The 15,870-nt window shown below is 63.7% G+C and carries 12 protein-coding genes and 1 pseudogene; 2 read left to right on the top strand and 11 right to left on the bottom strand.

All coding sequences use genetic code 11. The features are described 5' to 3' along the window. Nucleotides 1-30: 30 nt before the first annotated feature. The 11 genes and pseudogenes from LOY22_RS15415 to LOY22_RS15365 all read right to left on the bottom strand — a co-directional run. Nucleotides 31-1,008: pseudogene (locus LOY22_RS15415) on the bottom strand (right-handed parallel beta-helix repeat-containing protein); the annotation flags it as partial. A gap of 248 nt (nucleotides 1,009-1,256) precedes the next feature. Next, nucleotides 1,257-2,372 carry a polysaccharide lyase gene (locus LOY22_RS15410; RefSeq protein ID WP_213604105.1) on the bottom strand — a complete coding sequence of 372 codons (1,116 nt, stop codon included), beginning with the start codon at nucleotides 2,370-2,372 and terminating at the stop codon, nucleotides 1,257-1,259. Continuing rightward, nucleotides 2,363-3,766 carry an alginate O-acetyltransferase AlgX-related protein gene (locus LOY22_RS15405; protein ID WP_045194022.1) on the bottom strand — a complete coding sequence of 468 codons (1,404 nt, stop codon included), beginning with the start codon at nucleotides 3,764-3,766 and terminating at the stop codon, nucleotides 2,363-2,365. Before LOY22_RS15405 ends, LOY22_RS15410 begins: the two co-directional genes overlap by 10 nt. Nucleotides 3,767-3,768: 2 nt before the next feature. Further along, on the bottom strand, nucleotides 3,769-4,413 hold the full coding sequence (locus LOY22_RS15400) for an alginate O-acetyltransferase AlgF (RefSeq protein ID WP_093381735.1): 645 nt from the start codon (nucleotides 4,411-4,413) through the stop codon (nucleotides 3,769-3,771). 10 nt (nucleotides 4,414-4,423) lie between these two features. Beyond that, nucleotides 4,424-5,518 (bottom strand): alginate O-acetyltransferase, encoded by a 1,095-nt coding sequence (locus tag LOY22_RS15395; protein ID WP_258593801.1) that lies wholly within the window; start codon nucleotides 5,516-5,518, stop codon nucleotides 4,424-4,426. Nucleotides 5,519-5,527: 9 nt separating this feature from the next. Continuing rightward, nucleotides 5,528-6,955 (bottom strand): MBOAT family protein, encoded by a 1,428-nt coding sequence (locus tag LOY22_RS15390; RefSeq protein WP_258593799.1) that lies wholly within the window; start codon nucleotides 6,953-6,955, stop codon nucleotides 5,528-5,530. A gap of 14 nt (nucleotides 6,956-6,969) precedes the next feature. Next, complete coding sequence (locus tag LOY22_RS15385; protein ID WP_093381741.1) at nucleotides 6,970-8,421, bottom strand: alginate export family protein; 1,452 nt, start codon at nucleotides 8,419-8,421, stop codon at nucleotides 6,970-6,972. Further along, entirely contained in the window at nucleotides 8,418-9,869 is a 1,452-nt protein-coding gene (locus LOY22_RS15380) for a sel1 repeat family protein (protein WP_258593796.1), read from the bottom strand. The genes LOY22_RS15385 and LOY22_RS15380 overlap by 4 nt, the downstream gene beginning before the upstream one ends. 24 nt (nucleotides 9,870-9,893) lie before the next feature. Beyond that, nucleotides 9,894-11,045 (bottom strand): PilZ domain-containing protein, encoded by a 1,152-nt coding sequence (locus LOY22_RS15375; protein WP_213604111.1) that lies wholly within the window; start codon nucleotides 11,043-11,045, stop codon nucleotides 9,894-9,896. A 15-nt stretch (nucleotides 11,046-11,060) separates the two neighbouring features. Beyond that, nucleotides 11,061-12,593 carry a glycosyltransferase gene (locus tag LOY22_RS15370; RefSeq protein ID WP_082075380.1) on the bottom strand — a complete coding sequence of 511 codons (1,533 nt, stop codon included), beginning with the start codon at nucleotides 12,591-12,593 and terminating at the stop codon, nucleotides 11,061-11,063. A gap of 192 nt (nucleotides 12,594-12,785) precedes the next feature. Next, a complete protein-coding gene (locus tag LOY22_RS15365; protein WP_045194015.1) occupies nucleotides 12,786-14,093 on the bottom strand; it encodes a nucleotide sugar dehydrogenase in 1,308 nt (435 codons plus the stop codon). Nucleotides 14,094-14,740: 647 nt separating this feature from the next. On the opposite strand from LOY22_RS15365, the gene LOY22_RS15360 reads away from it, so the two are divergent. Beyond that, on the top strand, nucleotides 14,741-15,127 hold the full coding sequence (locus LOY22_RS15360; protein WP_195884391.1) for a helix-turn-helix domain-containing protein: 387 nt from the start codon (nucleotides 14,741-14,743) through the stop codon (nucleotides 15,125-15,127). A gap of 100 nt (nucleotides 15,128-15,227) precedes the next feature. Continuing rightward, nucleotides 15,228-15,866: a UvrY/SirA/GacA family response regulator transcription factor gene (uvrY, locus tag LOY22_RS15355; protein ID WP_010221877.1), complete on the top strand. Its 639-nt coding sequence runs from the start codon at nucleotides 15,228-15,230 to the stop codon at nucleotides 15,864-15,866. Nucleotides 15,867-15,870 lie beyond the last annotated feature (4 nt).

The following is a 15,870-nucleotide window of genomic DNA, read 5'->3' as shown; positions in this document are numbered from 1 at the left end:
CAGCGGCGTGGCATTGCGCAGGCTGACGGCGTACTCCGGGCTGTTGCCGATGCGGTTGCCGATCAGGCTGACGGCGCCGACCTCGCTGGCATCCACGGCGCTGCCCTGGCTGTTGCCGATCAGGTTGTCGCTGATCAGCAACGGTGCGGCTGCGCTCGGCGTCAGGTTGCGCAGCTGGATGCCGTTGCCCCGGCTATCGCCAATCAAGTTGCCGCTCAGTAGCAGGGCACCCTGTTGCTCGCTGACTTCGATGGCCGCCTTGTGCGCGCCAAGGATCAGGTTGTGCTCGATACGTGCGCGGGTCTGGCCGCGCAGGCGGATGCCGCTGTTGTTGTCGATGCCGCGTAGCTGGTTATTGCGTACCACGACCTGGCTGTCGCGCACGTCAATGGCGTACTGCTGGGACTGGCCGAACTGGCTGTTGTCGATCTGCGCCTGGCTGTGTTGCAGCTCTACCGCGCTGGACAGTTCATTGAACTGGCTGTCGCGGATGATCAGCGTGGCCGGGCGGGTAGAGGCTCCCTGCTGGCTGCTCAGGGCGGTGCTCAGGCCGCGCGAGAGGTTGGCGTTGTAGCCCAGGCGGTTGAGGGTCGAGCCGATCACCTGGGTGTGGCTACCGGCCCAGGCCACCACGAACGGCCGCCAGGCGCGCTCGGTGCTGCCGGGCTTGTCGCCGGCGACGCTCTCCAGGCGCGATTGGTTCAGGCCCAGCCAGCCCTGGTTGATCAGCGCCGTGCCGGAGTAGCTGTACAGGTACAGGCTGGTGCCTTCGAGCAACAGGCCGCCGTCGCTGGCGATCACCAGCGGGTAGCTGAGCAGGTAGCCGTCCTTGTAGCGCTTGATGATCTTCGGGTCGTTAAGGGCCTCGTGCAACTGCGCCAGGCTGACGCTGCCGCCGCGCACCAGCACTGCTTGCGGGTGATGCGCCTGGTAGCCGGCGATGGCGCGGAACAGGCCGTTGTTGACGAACGGCTCGAACGGCCAGCTGCCGGCCTGTGACGAGAACATCGGTTGCAGGCTGACACTGGCGCGGCCGGCCGGGCGCGGGCGTTCGCTGACCTGCAGTTGCACGGCCTGGCTGACCTGTTGCTGCAACTGCTGCAGGTCGCGCTGGTGTTCGGCGCTGTCTACCGCGCTCAGTGTTTGCTGCAGCGGCAAGCTCTGGCTGGCAGCCTGGGTCAGGGCGCTGAACAGCAGCGCCAGGCAGGAAAGGGTAAGCGGGCGGGCAAGCATGGCCATGACGGTTCGTCCTTGGGTTACGGCAGTGTGGGATAGAACGGCTTGAGCGGGCCGCCGATCTGGCTGTAGTTGTCGACCTCGCCATCCTCGCTGTCATACAGCTGGCGGGCCAGGCGGTTACCCGGGGCGCGCTGCAGGAAGGGGATCAGCCAGGCCAGTTTGTACGGGGCGACGTCGCTCTGCGATTTGCCCTTGAGCTCGGGCAGGCCGTCGGGGTCGAGGATGCTGCGGGCGGCGAAGTTGGCCAGCAGCTCCAGGGTCTGCTGATCGTCGCTGCTCCACGGCAGGTCGTTGGCCCGCGCCGACTCGGCCAGCAACACCAGCGGCACCAGGGCGTACTGGCTGTAGGTGGCGGCCAGTTTGCTGCGCGCCACTTCCAGCGGCAGGTAGGCGTAGCTGCCGTCAGCGGACTTCACCGCCTGCTGCAGGCCGCGGCGCAGGTTGCCGTCGGCCCACTGGATGAAGTCGTCGCGCTGCACCAGCATGCCGGTCGCCGCCACCGCCCAGGCCGCCCAGTAGTCGTGGTTGTTGAACCAGGTAAAGCCCGGGGTGCGGCGCGGCTGGTACTCGGCGATGATGCGCTCGCCCAACTGGTTGAACCAGGCCTGCTGCGCCGGTGACAGTTGCAGCTTGGCGTCACTGGCGGCCTGGGTCATCAGCAGGGTCGAGGCCATGGCCGCCACCGCCCATTTGCGCGCGGCCATGCCGGTGCTGCTGGCGTCGGGGTTGAGCAGCGCACCGGCCTCGGCCCAGCGTTCCAGCCACTGGTCCTGGCAAGCCAGGGCCATGTTCGCCTCCTGCGGATTCTTCGCCCGCTGGAAGCGCTTGCTGGCGTAGATCAGGCCGCCGATGAACTGTTTGACCTGCTTGCCGATCTGTTCGCTGTTGGCGTCCGGGCTGCTGCGCAGGGTCGACTTGCTGGCGTCGCGCTGGTCGTACTTGCTTTGTAGCTGCAGGCTGCCGGTGTAGGGCGGCGGTGCTTGTTTGCTGCAGCTCAAGGTGCGGTAGTCGGCGATCATCGCCGATTGCGCGGTGGCCCGCGGTGGCCAGATCGAGCTGGCCGCCAGGCTGTCGGCCAACTGCAGGCTGGCGCACAGGCCCAGGCCCAGCGCGGTCCAGGTCTTTACAGGCATACGCGGGTTTCCACTTGGGTGGCGGCGGTGCCGGGCTTAGTCGGCTCCATGAACACCGACAGCAGGTTGGCCCCGGCAAATTCCTTGGCCCGGCTCAATTCAAGGTAGTACTGGCCGCCGCTAACCACCGCCTCGCGGCGAAACCAGACCTTGTCGCGGGCGCCGTTGTCGTAATAGACGATCACGTAGAAATCCTTGACGTTCTTGTCGCTGATGCGGATATCGAGAAAGCCCTGGCCGTTGCCGAGGTGCTTGCGGTTTTCGCCTGCGTTGCTGAGCAGTTCGATGCGCTCATTGACCCGCAGCGGCGGGCGCTCTACCCGGTTGGCCAGGACTTCGGTCGACACCGGGCAACCGCCTTTGATCGCCGGGATCAGCTGGCGGTACATCTGCTCGGATTCCAGCTGGTAGTTGGCCGGCAGCTCCCAGATGATCAGCTTCGGCGGTGCCTTGGGCTTGTAGTTCTCTGACAGCAGGTATTCGAGCAGCGAGCCGTCCTGGCCGACGCCGGGCAGGGCGTAGTTGAGGATGTCGACCTCAAGGTACTGCTTGAGGTAGCCGTCGAAGTTGAACTGCTTGCTCTCGTCTTCACGGGCGGCGGCGTTACTGTCGCCAACCAGGATCACCTCTGGGTCCGGCGCGTCGTCGAACAGCGCATCGGCACCAGCGGCCTCGGGGATGGTCTGGTAGCCGCGCACGTACTGGAAACCGTAGTTGTTGCCGCAGATATAGCTCAGCGCCAGGTTCAGGGTGCCGTCCTTGGGCACCATGACCCCGGGTTCGGTGCGGTAGCTTTTTTTGCTCAGGTCGGCGTAGAACGGCTGGCGACGGATTTCTTCGGCAACCAGCCGCGCCGTAGCTTGGGCACCGGCCGGGGTCCAGTGGTGGTCACGGCGAAAGAAGAACTCGCCCTTGGGCGGGGTGTGCACCAGTTGCATCAACGGCGGCACCACCGCGCCACCGGCGCGCAATTGCTGCAGGTAATTTTCCAGGTTGCCGCTGGCGCGGGCAAAGTCGAAGCCATGCAGCTTGTCGGCGTAAAGCTTGTCGCGGTGCATCAGGCCACGGGTCGGTTGCACCGCCATGGCCACATGGATGCCCTGTTGGCGAAAGGCGGCCATCAAGCGCGCAAACTCCGGGCGCATGGGCGCCGGGATGCCGAAGTCGTTGGTCAGGTCGACCGCCGAGCGGAACAGCCAGCGGTCCTTGGCCGGAACGATTTCGCGCATCAGCTTCATGCGCCCTTCGGCGTAATTCTGCGGGTTGCTCAGTCCCGGGCAGACCATGCACTCAAGGCTCGTGCAACTGGCCTTGGCGGGCTCTGCGGCCACGCTCGGGGCGCTCAGCAGAGGGCCCAGCAGCGCCGCCAGGCCAAGGGGAAGAATGCGCTTCATGATCACTCGCTCGGGTCGATGCTGTTGGCCAGGCTCATGCTCTGGTAGCCGGCGCCCTTGGGCAGCAGCACATAGCTGTAGGAGCGGCCCTTTTTCAGGAACAGTTCGTCGAACTGGGCAACGTTCTGCTCATCGACGTAGGCGGCAAAGCCGATCTTGATCTCGTTGACCATGCGGCTGCCGGTCTGGTCCTTGCCCAGCGGGTCGACGATCACGTGCTTGCCATCGACGGTTTTCAGCGCTGCCTGGGCCGGGGTCAGGTTGTAGAAGGCGACCTGGGCCTTCTTCGGCTCGTTGACGTACTTGTCGGCGATCAGGGTCAGCTTGCTGCCATCAAAGACTACAGTGCTGGCGGCGTTGGCCTTGAGCTGCGGCTCGATGGCGGTGCCGCCGACGGCGATCTTGTGCGCGCCGGCCGGGGTGAAGCGGTAACCGCTGAGCTGGCCGGCGGCGACCCGTTGCGCGGTAATCTTGCCGCTCAGGGTCACATCGATGTTGCCGCCGGACAGGTTGAGCACGCGCACGAAGGCCGAGTCGGCCGGGGCTACGGCGTCATAGAGGTCGGCGTTGCCTTCGGCGGCATGAACGGCGGCGCTGCCCAGCAGCAGGGCGGAAGTGGCGAGCAGGCGTTGCAGTGCAGTGTTCATCAGTCTCTCCTTAGAAATGTTGGGTCTGGCCGGGGCGGCTCAGCGAGCCGAGGCGGTGGGCGAGCAGGGTGCGCAGGGGGAATTCCCAGACCACGGTGTCGATCTCGGGGTTGCTCAGCTGGTCGCTGGCAAGGAACTGGCTCATGGCCTCGAACGGCCCGCGGGCTTCCACCGACACGCTCAGCAGGTCGCGGTTGAGCGCCTCCTTGAGAAAGCCGACGAAGTTCCAGTCATCGATCTTGCTGTAGCTGGTACCCACCAGCATCAGGCTCTGGTTTTCGCTGGCGAACAGGTCGCTGGCGCTTTGCTCGGCCTTGAGGGTTTCGTACAGGGCGATCTGGTTGGGGCCGAACTGCGGCGCCAGTTGCGCGTGGTTGAACTGGATGTAGTTCATCAGGTCGCCCTTGACCGTCTTGTCGGCGACTTTGTGCGACAGGTAACGCTGGTCACCGAGCAGTTCCGGGTGCTGGCGGGCCAGCTCGTAGGCACTCAGGCGCGCGCCTTGCGGGCTCCAGTGGGTGTCGGACTTGAGGAACAGCTCGGGGCCGGCAAGGTTGGCCAGAAATGCCGAGCGCAACGGCGTGACGGCAATCTCCTGCGCCTGCAGGCGCTCGACGAAACGGTCGTAGAGGCTGATCGCCCGTGGGTCGACGGCGCGCTCGGTGTGCGCGGCATACACGTCGACCTTCATCGGCAGCGGCAGCACGATCAGGCGCTTGTTGTGGGCCTTGAGCTGCTGCTCGACCTCGGCGATCCGCTTGAGCTGGCCGTCGAGGTTGGCCTCAAGGTTGTTCGGCACGCGGTATTCCTGGTTGGTGTAGAGCCAGCCGTCCTTGCCCAGCACCACGCCCTTGGTGCCTTCGTCGAACAGCCGGTACTGGGCGTTGGCCCACAGCTCGACCGACGGCTCACGGAGGAAGAAGCGCTTGTCGTAGACCTGCTCGAATTTGCGCAGCAGTTTGCCGTCGACGAACAGGTTCCAGGCGTCGGTCTGGTTGCGGGCAAAACTGAACACCGGGGGCAGCGAGTAGACGAACATGCCCGCCAGCAGGACGCCGAAGGCAATGCCGTTGACCTTGCTGGCCGAATTCATGACCGGGTACATGGCGGTCTCCTAGAACTGAAAGTACAGAAAGGGCGAGAACGAATGCGCCGCCAGGCTGCTCAGCGCCAGGGCAAAGCCGGCCCACAGCAGCAGGGCCTTGAGGCCGCCGACATGGCGCATGAAGTACTGCTCCTTGTTGCCGGCGTAGAAGCGCACGTTGTTGCTGCCGGCCAGCACCAGCCAGCACAGGGCGATGGCGGCGAACGACATGGCCATCTTCGAGGCGCCAAGCACGTACAGGTCCAGCGAACCGAGGCCGTTGAGGCCGAACAGCGCCTGGTAGATGTCGATGCTGTGGCGCAGGTCGTTGGTGAAGAACAGCGGCATGCTCAGGATGATCAGCACGAAGGTGCGCAGGTTGCGGCCCAGGTGATAGGGCGTGGTGATCTTGGTCGCCAGGTTGTATTTGCGCTCGATGACCATGCCCAAGCCGAAGAACAGCCCCCAGCAGATAAAGGCAAAACTGGCGCCGTGCCACAGCCCTGACAGCAGCATGGTGTAGACCAGCGCCGGCAGCGCCCCGGCGATGCGCTTGCGCACCAGCGGCATGTACACGTAGTCGCGCAGAAAGTGCGCCAGGGTCATGTGCCAGCGCGCCCAGAACTCGGTGATGCTCTGCGACACATACGGCTGGTTGAAGTTTTCCGGAAAACGGAAACCCATCATCAAGGCCAGGCCCAGGGCCATGTGGCTGTAGCCGGCGAAGTCGAAGTACAGCTGCAGGGTAGAGACCACCAGGCCGAACCAGGCATCGCTCAATTGCAGGGTGCCTTCGCTGATGAACAGCACGTTGATCGGCGCCAGCTGGTCGGCGATCAGCACCTTCATGATGAAGCCGAGCATGAACCGGCACACGCCCAGCGAGAACAGCTCCAGCGAATGGGTGCGCTGGCGCAGCTGCGGTGCCAGCTGGCTGTAGCGCAGGATCGGGCCGGCCACCAGGTGCGGGAACAGCGCGACGAAGGCGGCGAAGTCGATGAAGTTGTTGGTCGGCGTGGCGTCCTTGCGGTAGATGTCGACGATGTAGCTCAGGGCATGGAACACATAGAAGGAGATACCCAGCGGCAGGAAGATCGTCTCCAGGGTGAAGGTGTTGATGCCCAGCGGCGCGAGCAGGGCGGCCAGCACCTCGGCGCCGAAGTTGGCGTACTTGAAGTAGCCCAGGGTCGACAGGTTGCCGATGATGCCGATCCATAGCAGGCGGAACGCCCAGCGCTTGTCGCCGGCATCCAGGCGCGCCTTGATGCGCAGGCCGAACCAGTAGTTCCAGTAGGTGATGGCGACGAACAGCAGCAAAAAGTCCGGCCTCCACCAGGCATAGAAGATGTAGCTGGCGGCGACGATCACCGTCGAACGCCACGGCGCCCGGGCGAGGAAGTACACGGCCAGGAACAACGGCAGGTAGAGGAACAGGAAGACGTTGGAGGCGAAGATCATCTCGGGTTCCGTCCTTAGTAGCTGACCACGACGCCGAAGGTCAGCTGGTAGTCATCACCACTGTCCAGGGCGTTGCCGGCGTTGAGGTAGCTGGCGCTGACCAGGGCGTTGACGTCCAGGTGCTTGCCGTCGATGGCCACCGGAAACATCTTCCAGTAGTAGTTGAGGTCGAGCATCTGCCCGACGTCCTTGCCGCCGCCGTGGTTGCCCTGGGCAATGGCGCGGTTGCGCTCGCTGCGCTGGTCGCCTTCAAGGCGAATCGGCAGGGTGCCGTTGGCATCGCGCAGCTTCAGTTCGGTGAGGCGAAAATCCAGGGCGCTGCGCGGTGTCGGGTTGGTTTCCAGGGCGATGCCGTAGTAGCTCAGATTGCGCAGGTCGAGGCTGACGAAAGAGCTGGCCAGGCGCGTGCTGTAGCTGCCCTGGCGGGTGATGCGGTCGGACTGGATGGCATTCAGGCGAAAGCCGTCGTTGTCGTTGCTCGGCTTGTCGGTCAGGCCGCCGCGCAGGGCCACCCGTGGTGTCCATGGCAGGTCGTGGAAGCGCTTGCCGATTTCGCCCAGGGCCGCCCAGCCGCTGGCGTTGTGGCCGCTGCTGGTGAGGCCGTTGACATCGGTGTTGTCGACCTTGCCGTCCAGGCCCGCGAGTTCCAGGTGGTAGTCGCTGAACAGCGGCGTCAGGTCAAGATCGTCAGCCTTGAAGAACAGCCCGTAGCGCATGCCCTTGAAGTCGTAGCGGTCTTCGGCGTCGTGGCCGCTGTGGTCATTCTCGTGCATCAGGCGCACGCCGGCCCAGTTGTGCTCGCTCCAGCGGTAGGCGTACTCGCCCATCAGGTAGGTGGTGCGCTCCTCGCTGTCGGCCAGGCGATTGACGTCGCTGTTGTAGTTGTAGAACTTCTGCGCCACGGCGACAAAGCCACGGGAGAAGGTGTCGTTGTAGTTGAAACGCAGCGACTCGATGCTGTCGTCCCACCAGATGCCGTAATCGTCGAAATAGCGCTGGCGCCCGGCCGACAGCGAAAAACGCGGGTCGTCGCCGAGCAGGTTGCGTTTCACATACAGCTCGCGCAGTTCGGCGTACCAGCCTTCGGGCTGTTCGCGGTCGAGGTTGTTGGCGTTTTCGTTCTGCACGCTGGCCGACTCGCTGGAGTCGTAGTTAAGCCACAGGCGGCCATAGACCATCCACTTGGCCCAGCGTTTTTCCGGCGAGTACCAGGCGAACGACGGCTCGTAGCGCAAGCTGTAGAACATCTCGCGGCTGCGGCCGACTTCGGCGTTTTCCGGGCCGTAGCCGGTTTGTACGGTGAGCTTGTTGAAAAACTCCGAGGTGATCACCGGCTCGCTGCCATCGGCGACCCGCACCGGCTCGCTGCTGTCGGCCTCGGGGCCGGTGACTTCTTCCAGGGCGTGCGCCGGGTACAGCGGTGCCAGGGCCAGCAGGGCGCCGAACAGGGTGTGGTGGGCTTTCACAGGGTTGCCTCCTTCAACAGATCGTTGCGTGCCGCCAGGGCGCGCGCGATGTCATCCTTTTTCAGGGTCTTTTCCAGGCGCGTGACCAGGCTGCGGGCACCGTTCTCGCCCAGCGCCACGGCCACCTGGGCATAGGTGTAGGCCTTGACCGGGTCATGGCAGATGGCACGGCCGTAAGCGTGCAGGGTGGCCATGCGGTACCAGGCGGCGGTGGAGCCGGCCCGGGCCTGGGCCTGGAAAATCTGCAGGGCCTTGTCCTGGTCGGGCTGGTCGGCCACGCCCTTGCTGTAGTACTCGGCCAGCAGCAGCTCGGCGTCGGGGTAGCGGCTGGCAACCAGCTCGTCGATCAGCGCGCGGGCCTTGTCCGGGTCCAGGGTCAGCCAGTTGTTGACCATGTAGAACGAGGCCTGCAGCGCCTTGGCCCGGGTCGCTTCGCGGGTCCGCACCTGGTCGATCAGCGCCTGGGTCTCTTCGGCGTTGTGCTCGGTGGGGTTGGAAATCATAAAGTTGGCCTTGGACACCATCGCCGGCACGAAGCCGCGCTCGACGGCGTTGTCACGCCAGCGATGGGCTTCGCCGCGGGCGAGGTCCAGGGCATCGCTGCGCTGTTTCTCCAGGGCCAGTTGCGCGGCGTCCGGCTGCACCCGCGCCGGGCCCATGGCACTGGCCTGGCGCTGGTAGCGGTCGGCTTCCTGCTCGGCGCGCTGCACGCTGTTGATGCTGTCGAGCAGCGAGCCGATGCGGTGCACGATTTCAACCGCCAGGGTCGGGCGCAGCGCTTCGAGGCTGCGGGCAAAGGCCGGGAAGGTGCGGTCCTGGTCGTCGCCGAGAAAGCGGTAGTAGCGGTCGATCGCCCGCACATCGACACGCACTGCCTGCTGGTACCAGCGCTCGGCGCCGGCGCGGTCGCCCTGGCGCTCGGCCAGCACCGCCTGGTACAGCTCGGGACGGCAGTTGAGCAGGCACGACTGTTGGTACAGCGCCAGCAACTGCGCCGCCTGTTCGCTGGAGACCAGCTGCGGGTACACCAGGAACACCTCCAGGGTGGTACTGGCATTGCGCGGGTCGAGGGTCGCCGGGTAACGCGTCAGGGCCTGGGCCATCCACTGCTGTTGGCCCTTTTGCAGGCTCGGGGTGCGGTCCAGCAGGCGCGCCAGCGAGGCCAGCGCCGGCACCTGGCCGCGGCCGTCGGCAAACGCCTCCTGGTACAGGGCGATGACGTCTGCGCGGCTGGCGCCATCGCTGTTGGCCAGCACATCACCGAGCAACAGCTTGGACGCCAGGTCACCGCGCTCGGCCAGGATGCGCAGGTCGGCACTGACATTGGCGCTCGGGTCCTTGTACAGCGCGTAGCGGATCTGCTCCAGGCTTTGCCCGGCCAGGGCATTACCGGCACAGGCCAGGCCAAAGCCTGCCAGCAGCAGGCGGGAGGGCGTCTTCGCATTCATTGCCTATTCCTTCCTTGGGGGTGCTTAGCGCGACGCCGTGAACGGCAGGCCCAGGTACAGGTCCACCGCCACCGGCTTCTGGTACGCAGCGCGTGGCAGCGGGCTGTCGGGGGCGATGGTCAGGGCCAGGTTCTTGTTGGCTTCATCGACGCGAGAGTCGATGACCTTGCCGCTGAAGGTCTCATCCAGGCCGAACACCTTGAGGTCCACCGAGGTCACCCGGCCGATGTCGGCGAGCTTGTCGAACGGCACGTTGGCGGTGACGAACAGGCCTTCATCCCTGGGCAGCAGATGCACCAGTGGCGCCTGCTTGTAGCCAAAGCCGTCGAGGGGCTTGCTCGGGAAGTACAGCTCGCAGTCGCACGGGCTGTTGATCACGGTTTCGATGGTGGCGCGCCCGAGCAGGGTCTGCAGGTCGCCGGGCGAGAGGTCGGCCACCGCCTTCATGTCGGCCGGGCTGGTGAAACTGGTGGCCAGCTGGGTGGAAATGCTCGCCACCGGCGCGCCAGCCTTGACCTCGGTCTGCCCCGGCGCCAGGAGGAACTTCACATAGCCGTTGTCGGGCATGCTGATGACCTGGGCATTGGCCGAGACCTGGGCCTGTACTGCCGGGATACGGAAGAACAGCAGGTAGCACTTGTAGGCGACAAAGCCCAGCGCGGCGAGGCCGGCGGCGGCATACAGCAGGGTGCCGAGGGTGGCCTTGAGGCGCTCGCTGGAGCTGCGCGCACTGGCGTACTTGTGCTTGCGTTCCTTGATGTAGTTTTCCCGCTGCATCACGTTGAACAGGCCATTGATGTCGGCGATTTCGCCCGACAGGTAGGCGCTGATGATGTAGCGCAGGATGTCGCGCTTTTGCGAATCGAGCTCGACGAACTGGGCGCCGACTTCCTGGCCGCGCTGGGAGACGATCTTGATCTGGCTGTCGATGTTCAGGTCGACCTGGTTCAGGCGCAGCTGGATCGAGGCGTGGTACAGGCTGCCGATCTTCAGCGGCTCGGGGTGGACCAGGCCGATGCCGCCCAGGGAGATGTCCTGCAGGGTGCTGTCGAACGGCGGCTGGCCGGCCGCGCTGAGCTTGACCCGGGCATTGAGTTTGGTGCGCACGTACTGGCGTTCGTCGATGGCTTCGTGGACTACGTTGGCCGGTACTGCGGGTGTGCTTGAGCTACTCATGGCAGGCGCCTTTCCTTAACGTTGCGTGAGTTCGAGAAGAACCGAGATGACCCCGAAGAAAATCGCGATGGATGAAAACAGCATCGCCTTCGAGGACCAGCGGTTCAGGGCGGCATCGAAGTTGACGGCGCCGTTGCTTAATGTGGTTTTTTGCCGGGTCCAGCTCTGCTGGTCCATGTGGAACAGGGCGTAGACTTTCATCAGCGAGCCGATGATCTGGTTGTAATAAAGAACGAACGGGTACACCGGGCTGACCGGGTGGCCGGCGAACAGAAACAGCACGGTGACGATGCTGCGCGACAGCAGCACCCAGAACAGGTACACCAGCAGGTACTGGATGCCGAAGACGATGCCGGCGACCACCGAGGCGGTCAGGCCCATCAGGCAGGTCCACATCGACACCCGCTGATCGAGCAGCACATACAGGGTGAACAGGCCCAGGCGAGCGCGGCCGAGCAGGGCGGTGGCACGAAAGTTCTGGCGCAGCGAGTTGCCGTACCAGCGGAACATCAACTGGCGGGTGGCGCGCCAGAAGCTGTTGTCTGGTGGATGCTCGACGGTCAGGGTGTTGCTGTCGGGCACGTAGAAAGTGTCCCAGCCGGCGCGCATCAGGCTCAGCCACGACGACTTGTCGTCCCCGGTCAAAAACTGAAAGCGCCCCAGGCGCCAGTGCTGGAGAAAATCCGCCTCGACGTCGCGGATGAAGTCCGGGTCGGTCATGACGCTGGCGCGAAAGAACGACAGCCGTCCGGTCAGGGTCAGCACCCGGTGCGACAAGGCCATCGAGCACATGTTGATGTGCCGCTGGACGAAGCGCATCGAGTGCCACTGGCGCATCAGGCTGCTGCCTTCGACTTCGCAGAACTCGTTGGTGGTCAGGCCGCCGACGTTGGGCAGGTAGGCAAACAGCTTGACTGCACGCTCGACGCAGCCGGGCAGCATCATGGTGTCGCCATCGACCACGCCGACCACCGAGTCTTCCAGCGGCATCTGCCGTGACAGGGCGCGAAAGGCATGGGCCAGGCCGTCACGCTTGCCGGTGCCACGGGCGCGGACGATGACCAGCTTGATGTCGTCGCGGTCCTTGACCTCGTTGCGCATGATCTCTTTGATGAACTGCTCGTCGCCTTTCTCGACGATCGAGGCAATCACCGTGCACGGCACCTTCAGCCGCTGCACCTCCTGGAACACCGACTGGTAAACCTTGAAGGTGGTGTGGGTGGGGATGCGAAAACTGGTCACTACCATGAACATGTGCGCCGGCAGCGCCGCATCGCCCATGCGCTCGACCGCCTTGCGCATGCGCGGGAACTTCCAGTGCAGAAAGTACATGCCGCGCAGGTAATGGACGATGGCGTTGCCATAGCGCCACATGCCCAGTGCACCGATGATGAAGATGAACTTATGGTGCGCAGGGTCGAGATACTGCGGCGCGACCATCTCCGACGCCAGCGCAATCAGGCCGAACAGGCAGGCCCAGGCGCAAAACCGCGCGCCTGCCTGCAGGTAGTCCGGCCGGCCCGAGGGCGGCTGTTGCTGTCGTTCCATGTAGTCGTTGCTCCTGTGTTCGGGCCGCACCCGGCTGAATGACATGCGCACTGTTCGCGCCTGGCCAGGACAAGGCCGGCCGGGCAGGAGGCAGGTGGGCAGTCAGTCAGGCGGGGCGCCTGGGTCAATCGCCGGGTACTCTCTGGATGGAGTACTTTCTGGCTGGAGTGCTCTCTGCTGGAGTACGGGGCCTTACCAGCAGATACCTTCACGCCGGGCATCGCTGCCGTGGGCCATGAAGCCGACCAGGTCGATGATCTGCTTGCCATCGCTGGCATCCAGGGCCTGCGCAAAACGGTCATCGTTGTTGCCCAGCACCACCACCTCGGCGTCGCGGATCACCTGCTGCAGGTCGTTGCACAGCAGCGACGAAACGTGGGGGATCTTCGATTCGATGTATTCGCGGTTGGCACCGAACACCCGCGCGTACTCGACGTTGGCGTCGTAGATGGTGAGCTCGTAGCCTTTGCCGATGAGCATTTCCGCCAGCTCCACCAGCGGGCTTTCGCGCAGGTCGTCGCTGCCGGCCTTGAAACTCAGGCCCAGCAGGCCGATGCGGCGCTTGTCCTGGCGAGTGATCAGCTCGAAGGCGTTCTTCACCTGGTTGCGGTTGCTGGCCATGATTGAGGCCAGCAGCGGGTGCTCGACGTCCAACTGGCCGGCGCGGTAGGTGAGGGCGCGCACGTCCTTGGGCAGGCACGAGCCACCGAAGGCGAAGCCCGGGCGCAGGTAGTAGCGCGACAGGTTGAGCTTGTAGTCCTGGCAGACCACATCCATCACCTCGCGGCCATCGACGCCGGAGGCCTTGGCGATGTTGCCGATCTCGTTGGCAAAACTGACCTTGGTCGCGTGCCAGACGTTGCAGGTGTACTTGATCATCTCGGCGACTTCGATCGACTTGCGGATCACCGGGGCGTCCAGGCCCTGGTACAGCGACTGCAGCAGGTCGCCCGATTGCGCGTCCAGTTCGCCGATCACAGTCATGGCCGGAAAATCGTAGTCCTGGATCGCGGTGCTTTCGCGCAGGAACTCGGGGTTGACCGCCACGCCGAAGTCGATGCCGGCGCGCTTGCCGGAGTACTTCTCGAGGATCGGAATCACCACGTTCTTGGCCGTGCCGGGCAGCACGGTGCTGCGCACCACGACGGTATGACGGCTGGCCTTGTCGCGCATGGCGGTGCCGATTTCGCGGCACACCGCTTCCATGTAGACCAGGTCCAGGTCGCCGTTTTTCTTGCTTGGGGTACCCACGCACAACAGCGACATCTCTGTAGCCAGTACCGCAGCCTGGACATCCGTGGTGCCGCGCAGGCGGCCATGGCGCACGCCATCGAGCAGCAGTTGCTCAAGGCCCGGCTCGACAATGGGCGACTTGCCCTGGTTGATCATGTCGATCTTGGCCGGCGAGATATCCACGCCCAGCACCTGATGGCCCCGTGCAGACAAACAACCGGCACAGACAGCGCCTACATAACCCAATCCAAAAATACTGATATTCATAGTTCCCTCTCCCAAGGTGCAGCGAAAGCTGACCGAGATACTCAGTTAAACGGCATGGTCGACGCGGCAGACGCGCAAGAAAAAGCAGCGCGCTAAAAGGAGGCGATGCAAGCGTTTTTCGTTGTCTTATTACATCCTAAGGGAGTTTTTTTAACTTCGGCAAGCAGTCTCTAACTCTTGCTTGGATAAAGTTTAAATCTGCTCTGTTAAAGTTTAAAAACACTTAAAAATCAATAAGATAAAGTTTGTGGTTAGTTCGGCGTCAAAAATACGATATCGGCATTTTGCCGAGAAAATGGCGCCAGAAAGCCGTTGCATCTGTGGCTTTTGACGATTTTCACGGTTTTTTTGACGGGGCTTTTGCATGCGCTATGGAACTTCTTTATTCTCCCCGCGCTGTTGTATTAGTGGCGGTTGATTCGTCGGTGATGGCACTTTAGCTATTAAGCAAAGTTGTTGGCTTATTAGCGCCTTGAGTAACAAGTGTGGGGCCCAGTTGCAGGTTGTCCAGACAACCCCGGACAGGTAGGGCGGGCTTTGACTTGTGCCGCGCGGCTGATCGCGGCATAGTTCGGGCTTCGTTCGAGGCACGCCATTGACGGCTGTGTGCTCATCCATCCGGATGCTGGATAAAGGACGCCAAGCAAATGAACGGAATCGGTTCGCGTATCAGGGAAGAAAGAGAACGGCTGGGCCTGACCCAGCGCGCCTTTGGCGACATTGGCGGGGTAGAGCCCAACGCCCAGGGCAAGTATGAAAGCGGCGAGCGCACGCCCAAGGCCGACTACCTGGCGGCAGTGGCGGCGCGCGGGGTCGACGCGTTGTATGTATTGAGCGGAGTGCACACGCCGGTCGAACACAGCAGCCTGAACACCCAGGAAGAACAGTTGCTCAATAGTTTTCGCCTGCTGCAAGAGGCCGACCAGGCTGCCGTCCGGCAGTTGCTCGGCAGCCTGGCCGAGCGTGCCCAGATGCCGCCGGCGAGAGCGGGCGGCTATGAGCGCGGGATGTACGGGCGACTGTCGGGTAAATGAAAAAATGACGTCAGGTAAATGACGTCTTCCGTTAGGTCTACGGCTGTATTTTTTGCTAAGGTGGCGGGATCCAATTACCGCCGCAGTGCGAGGTGTCTGCTTGATTAGGGTGCTGGTGGTCGATGACCACGATCTGGTGCGTACGGGCATCACGCGCATGCTGGCCGATATCGATGGCTTGCAGGTGGTGGGCGAGGCCGACTCTGGCGAGGCATCGCTGAAGGTTGCGCGCGAGCTCAAGCCCGACGTGGTCCTGATGGATGTGAAAATGCCCGGTATCGGCGGCCTGGAGGCAACGCGCAAACTGCTGCGCAGCCACCCGGACGTGAAAGTGGTGGCGGTGACCGTCTGCGAAGAAGACCCGTTCCCCACCCGCCTGTTGCAGGCTGGCGCCGCCGGCTATCTGACCAAGGGCGCCGGGCTGGACGAAATGGTCCAGGCCATTCGCCTGGTGTTTGCCGGCCAGCGCTACATCAGCCCGCAGATTGCCCAGCAACTGGCGCTCAAGTCGTTCCAGCCGCAAGGCTCGCCGTTCGATGCGTTGTCGGAGCGGGAAATCCAGATCGCACTGATGATCGTCGGTTGCCAGAAGGTGCAGATCATCTCCGACAAGCTGTGCCTGTCACCGAAAACGGTCAATACTTACCGTTACCGGATCTTCGAAAAACTCTCGGTCACCAGCGACGTCGAGCTGACGCTGCTGGCGGTCCGCCACGGCATGGTTGACGCCAGTCTCTGAGCGC

This window comes from Pseudomonas sp. B21-035, assembly GCF_024748945.1.
GTDB lineage: Bacteria > Pseudomonadota > Gammaproteobacteria > Pseudomonadales > Pseudomonadaceae > Aquipseudomonas.
Note: the sequence above shows the minus strand (reverse complement) of the source record. Positions and strands in the feature narration are given on the sequence as shown.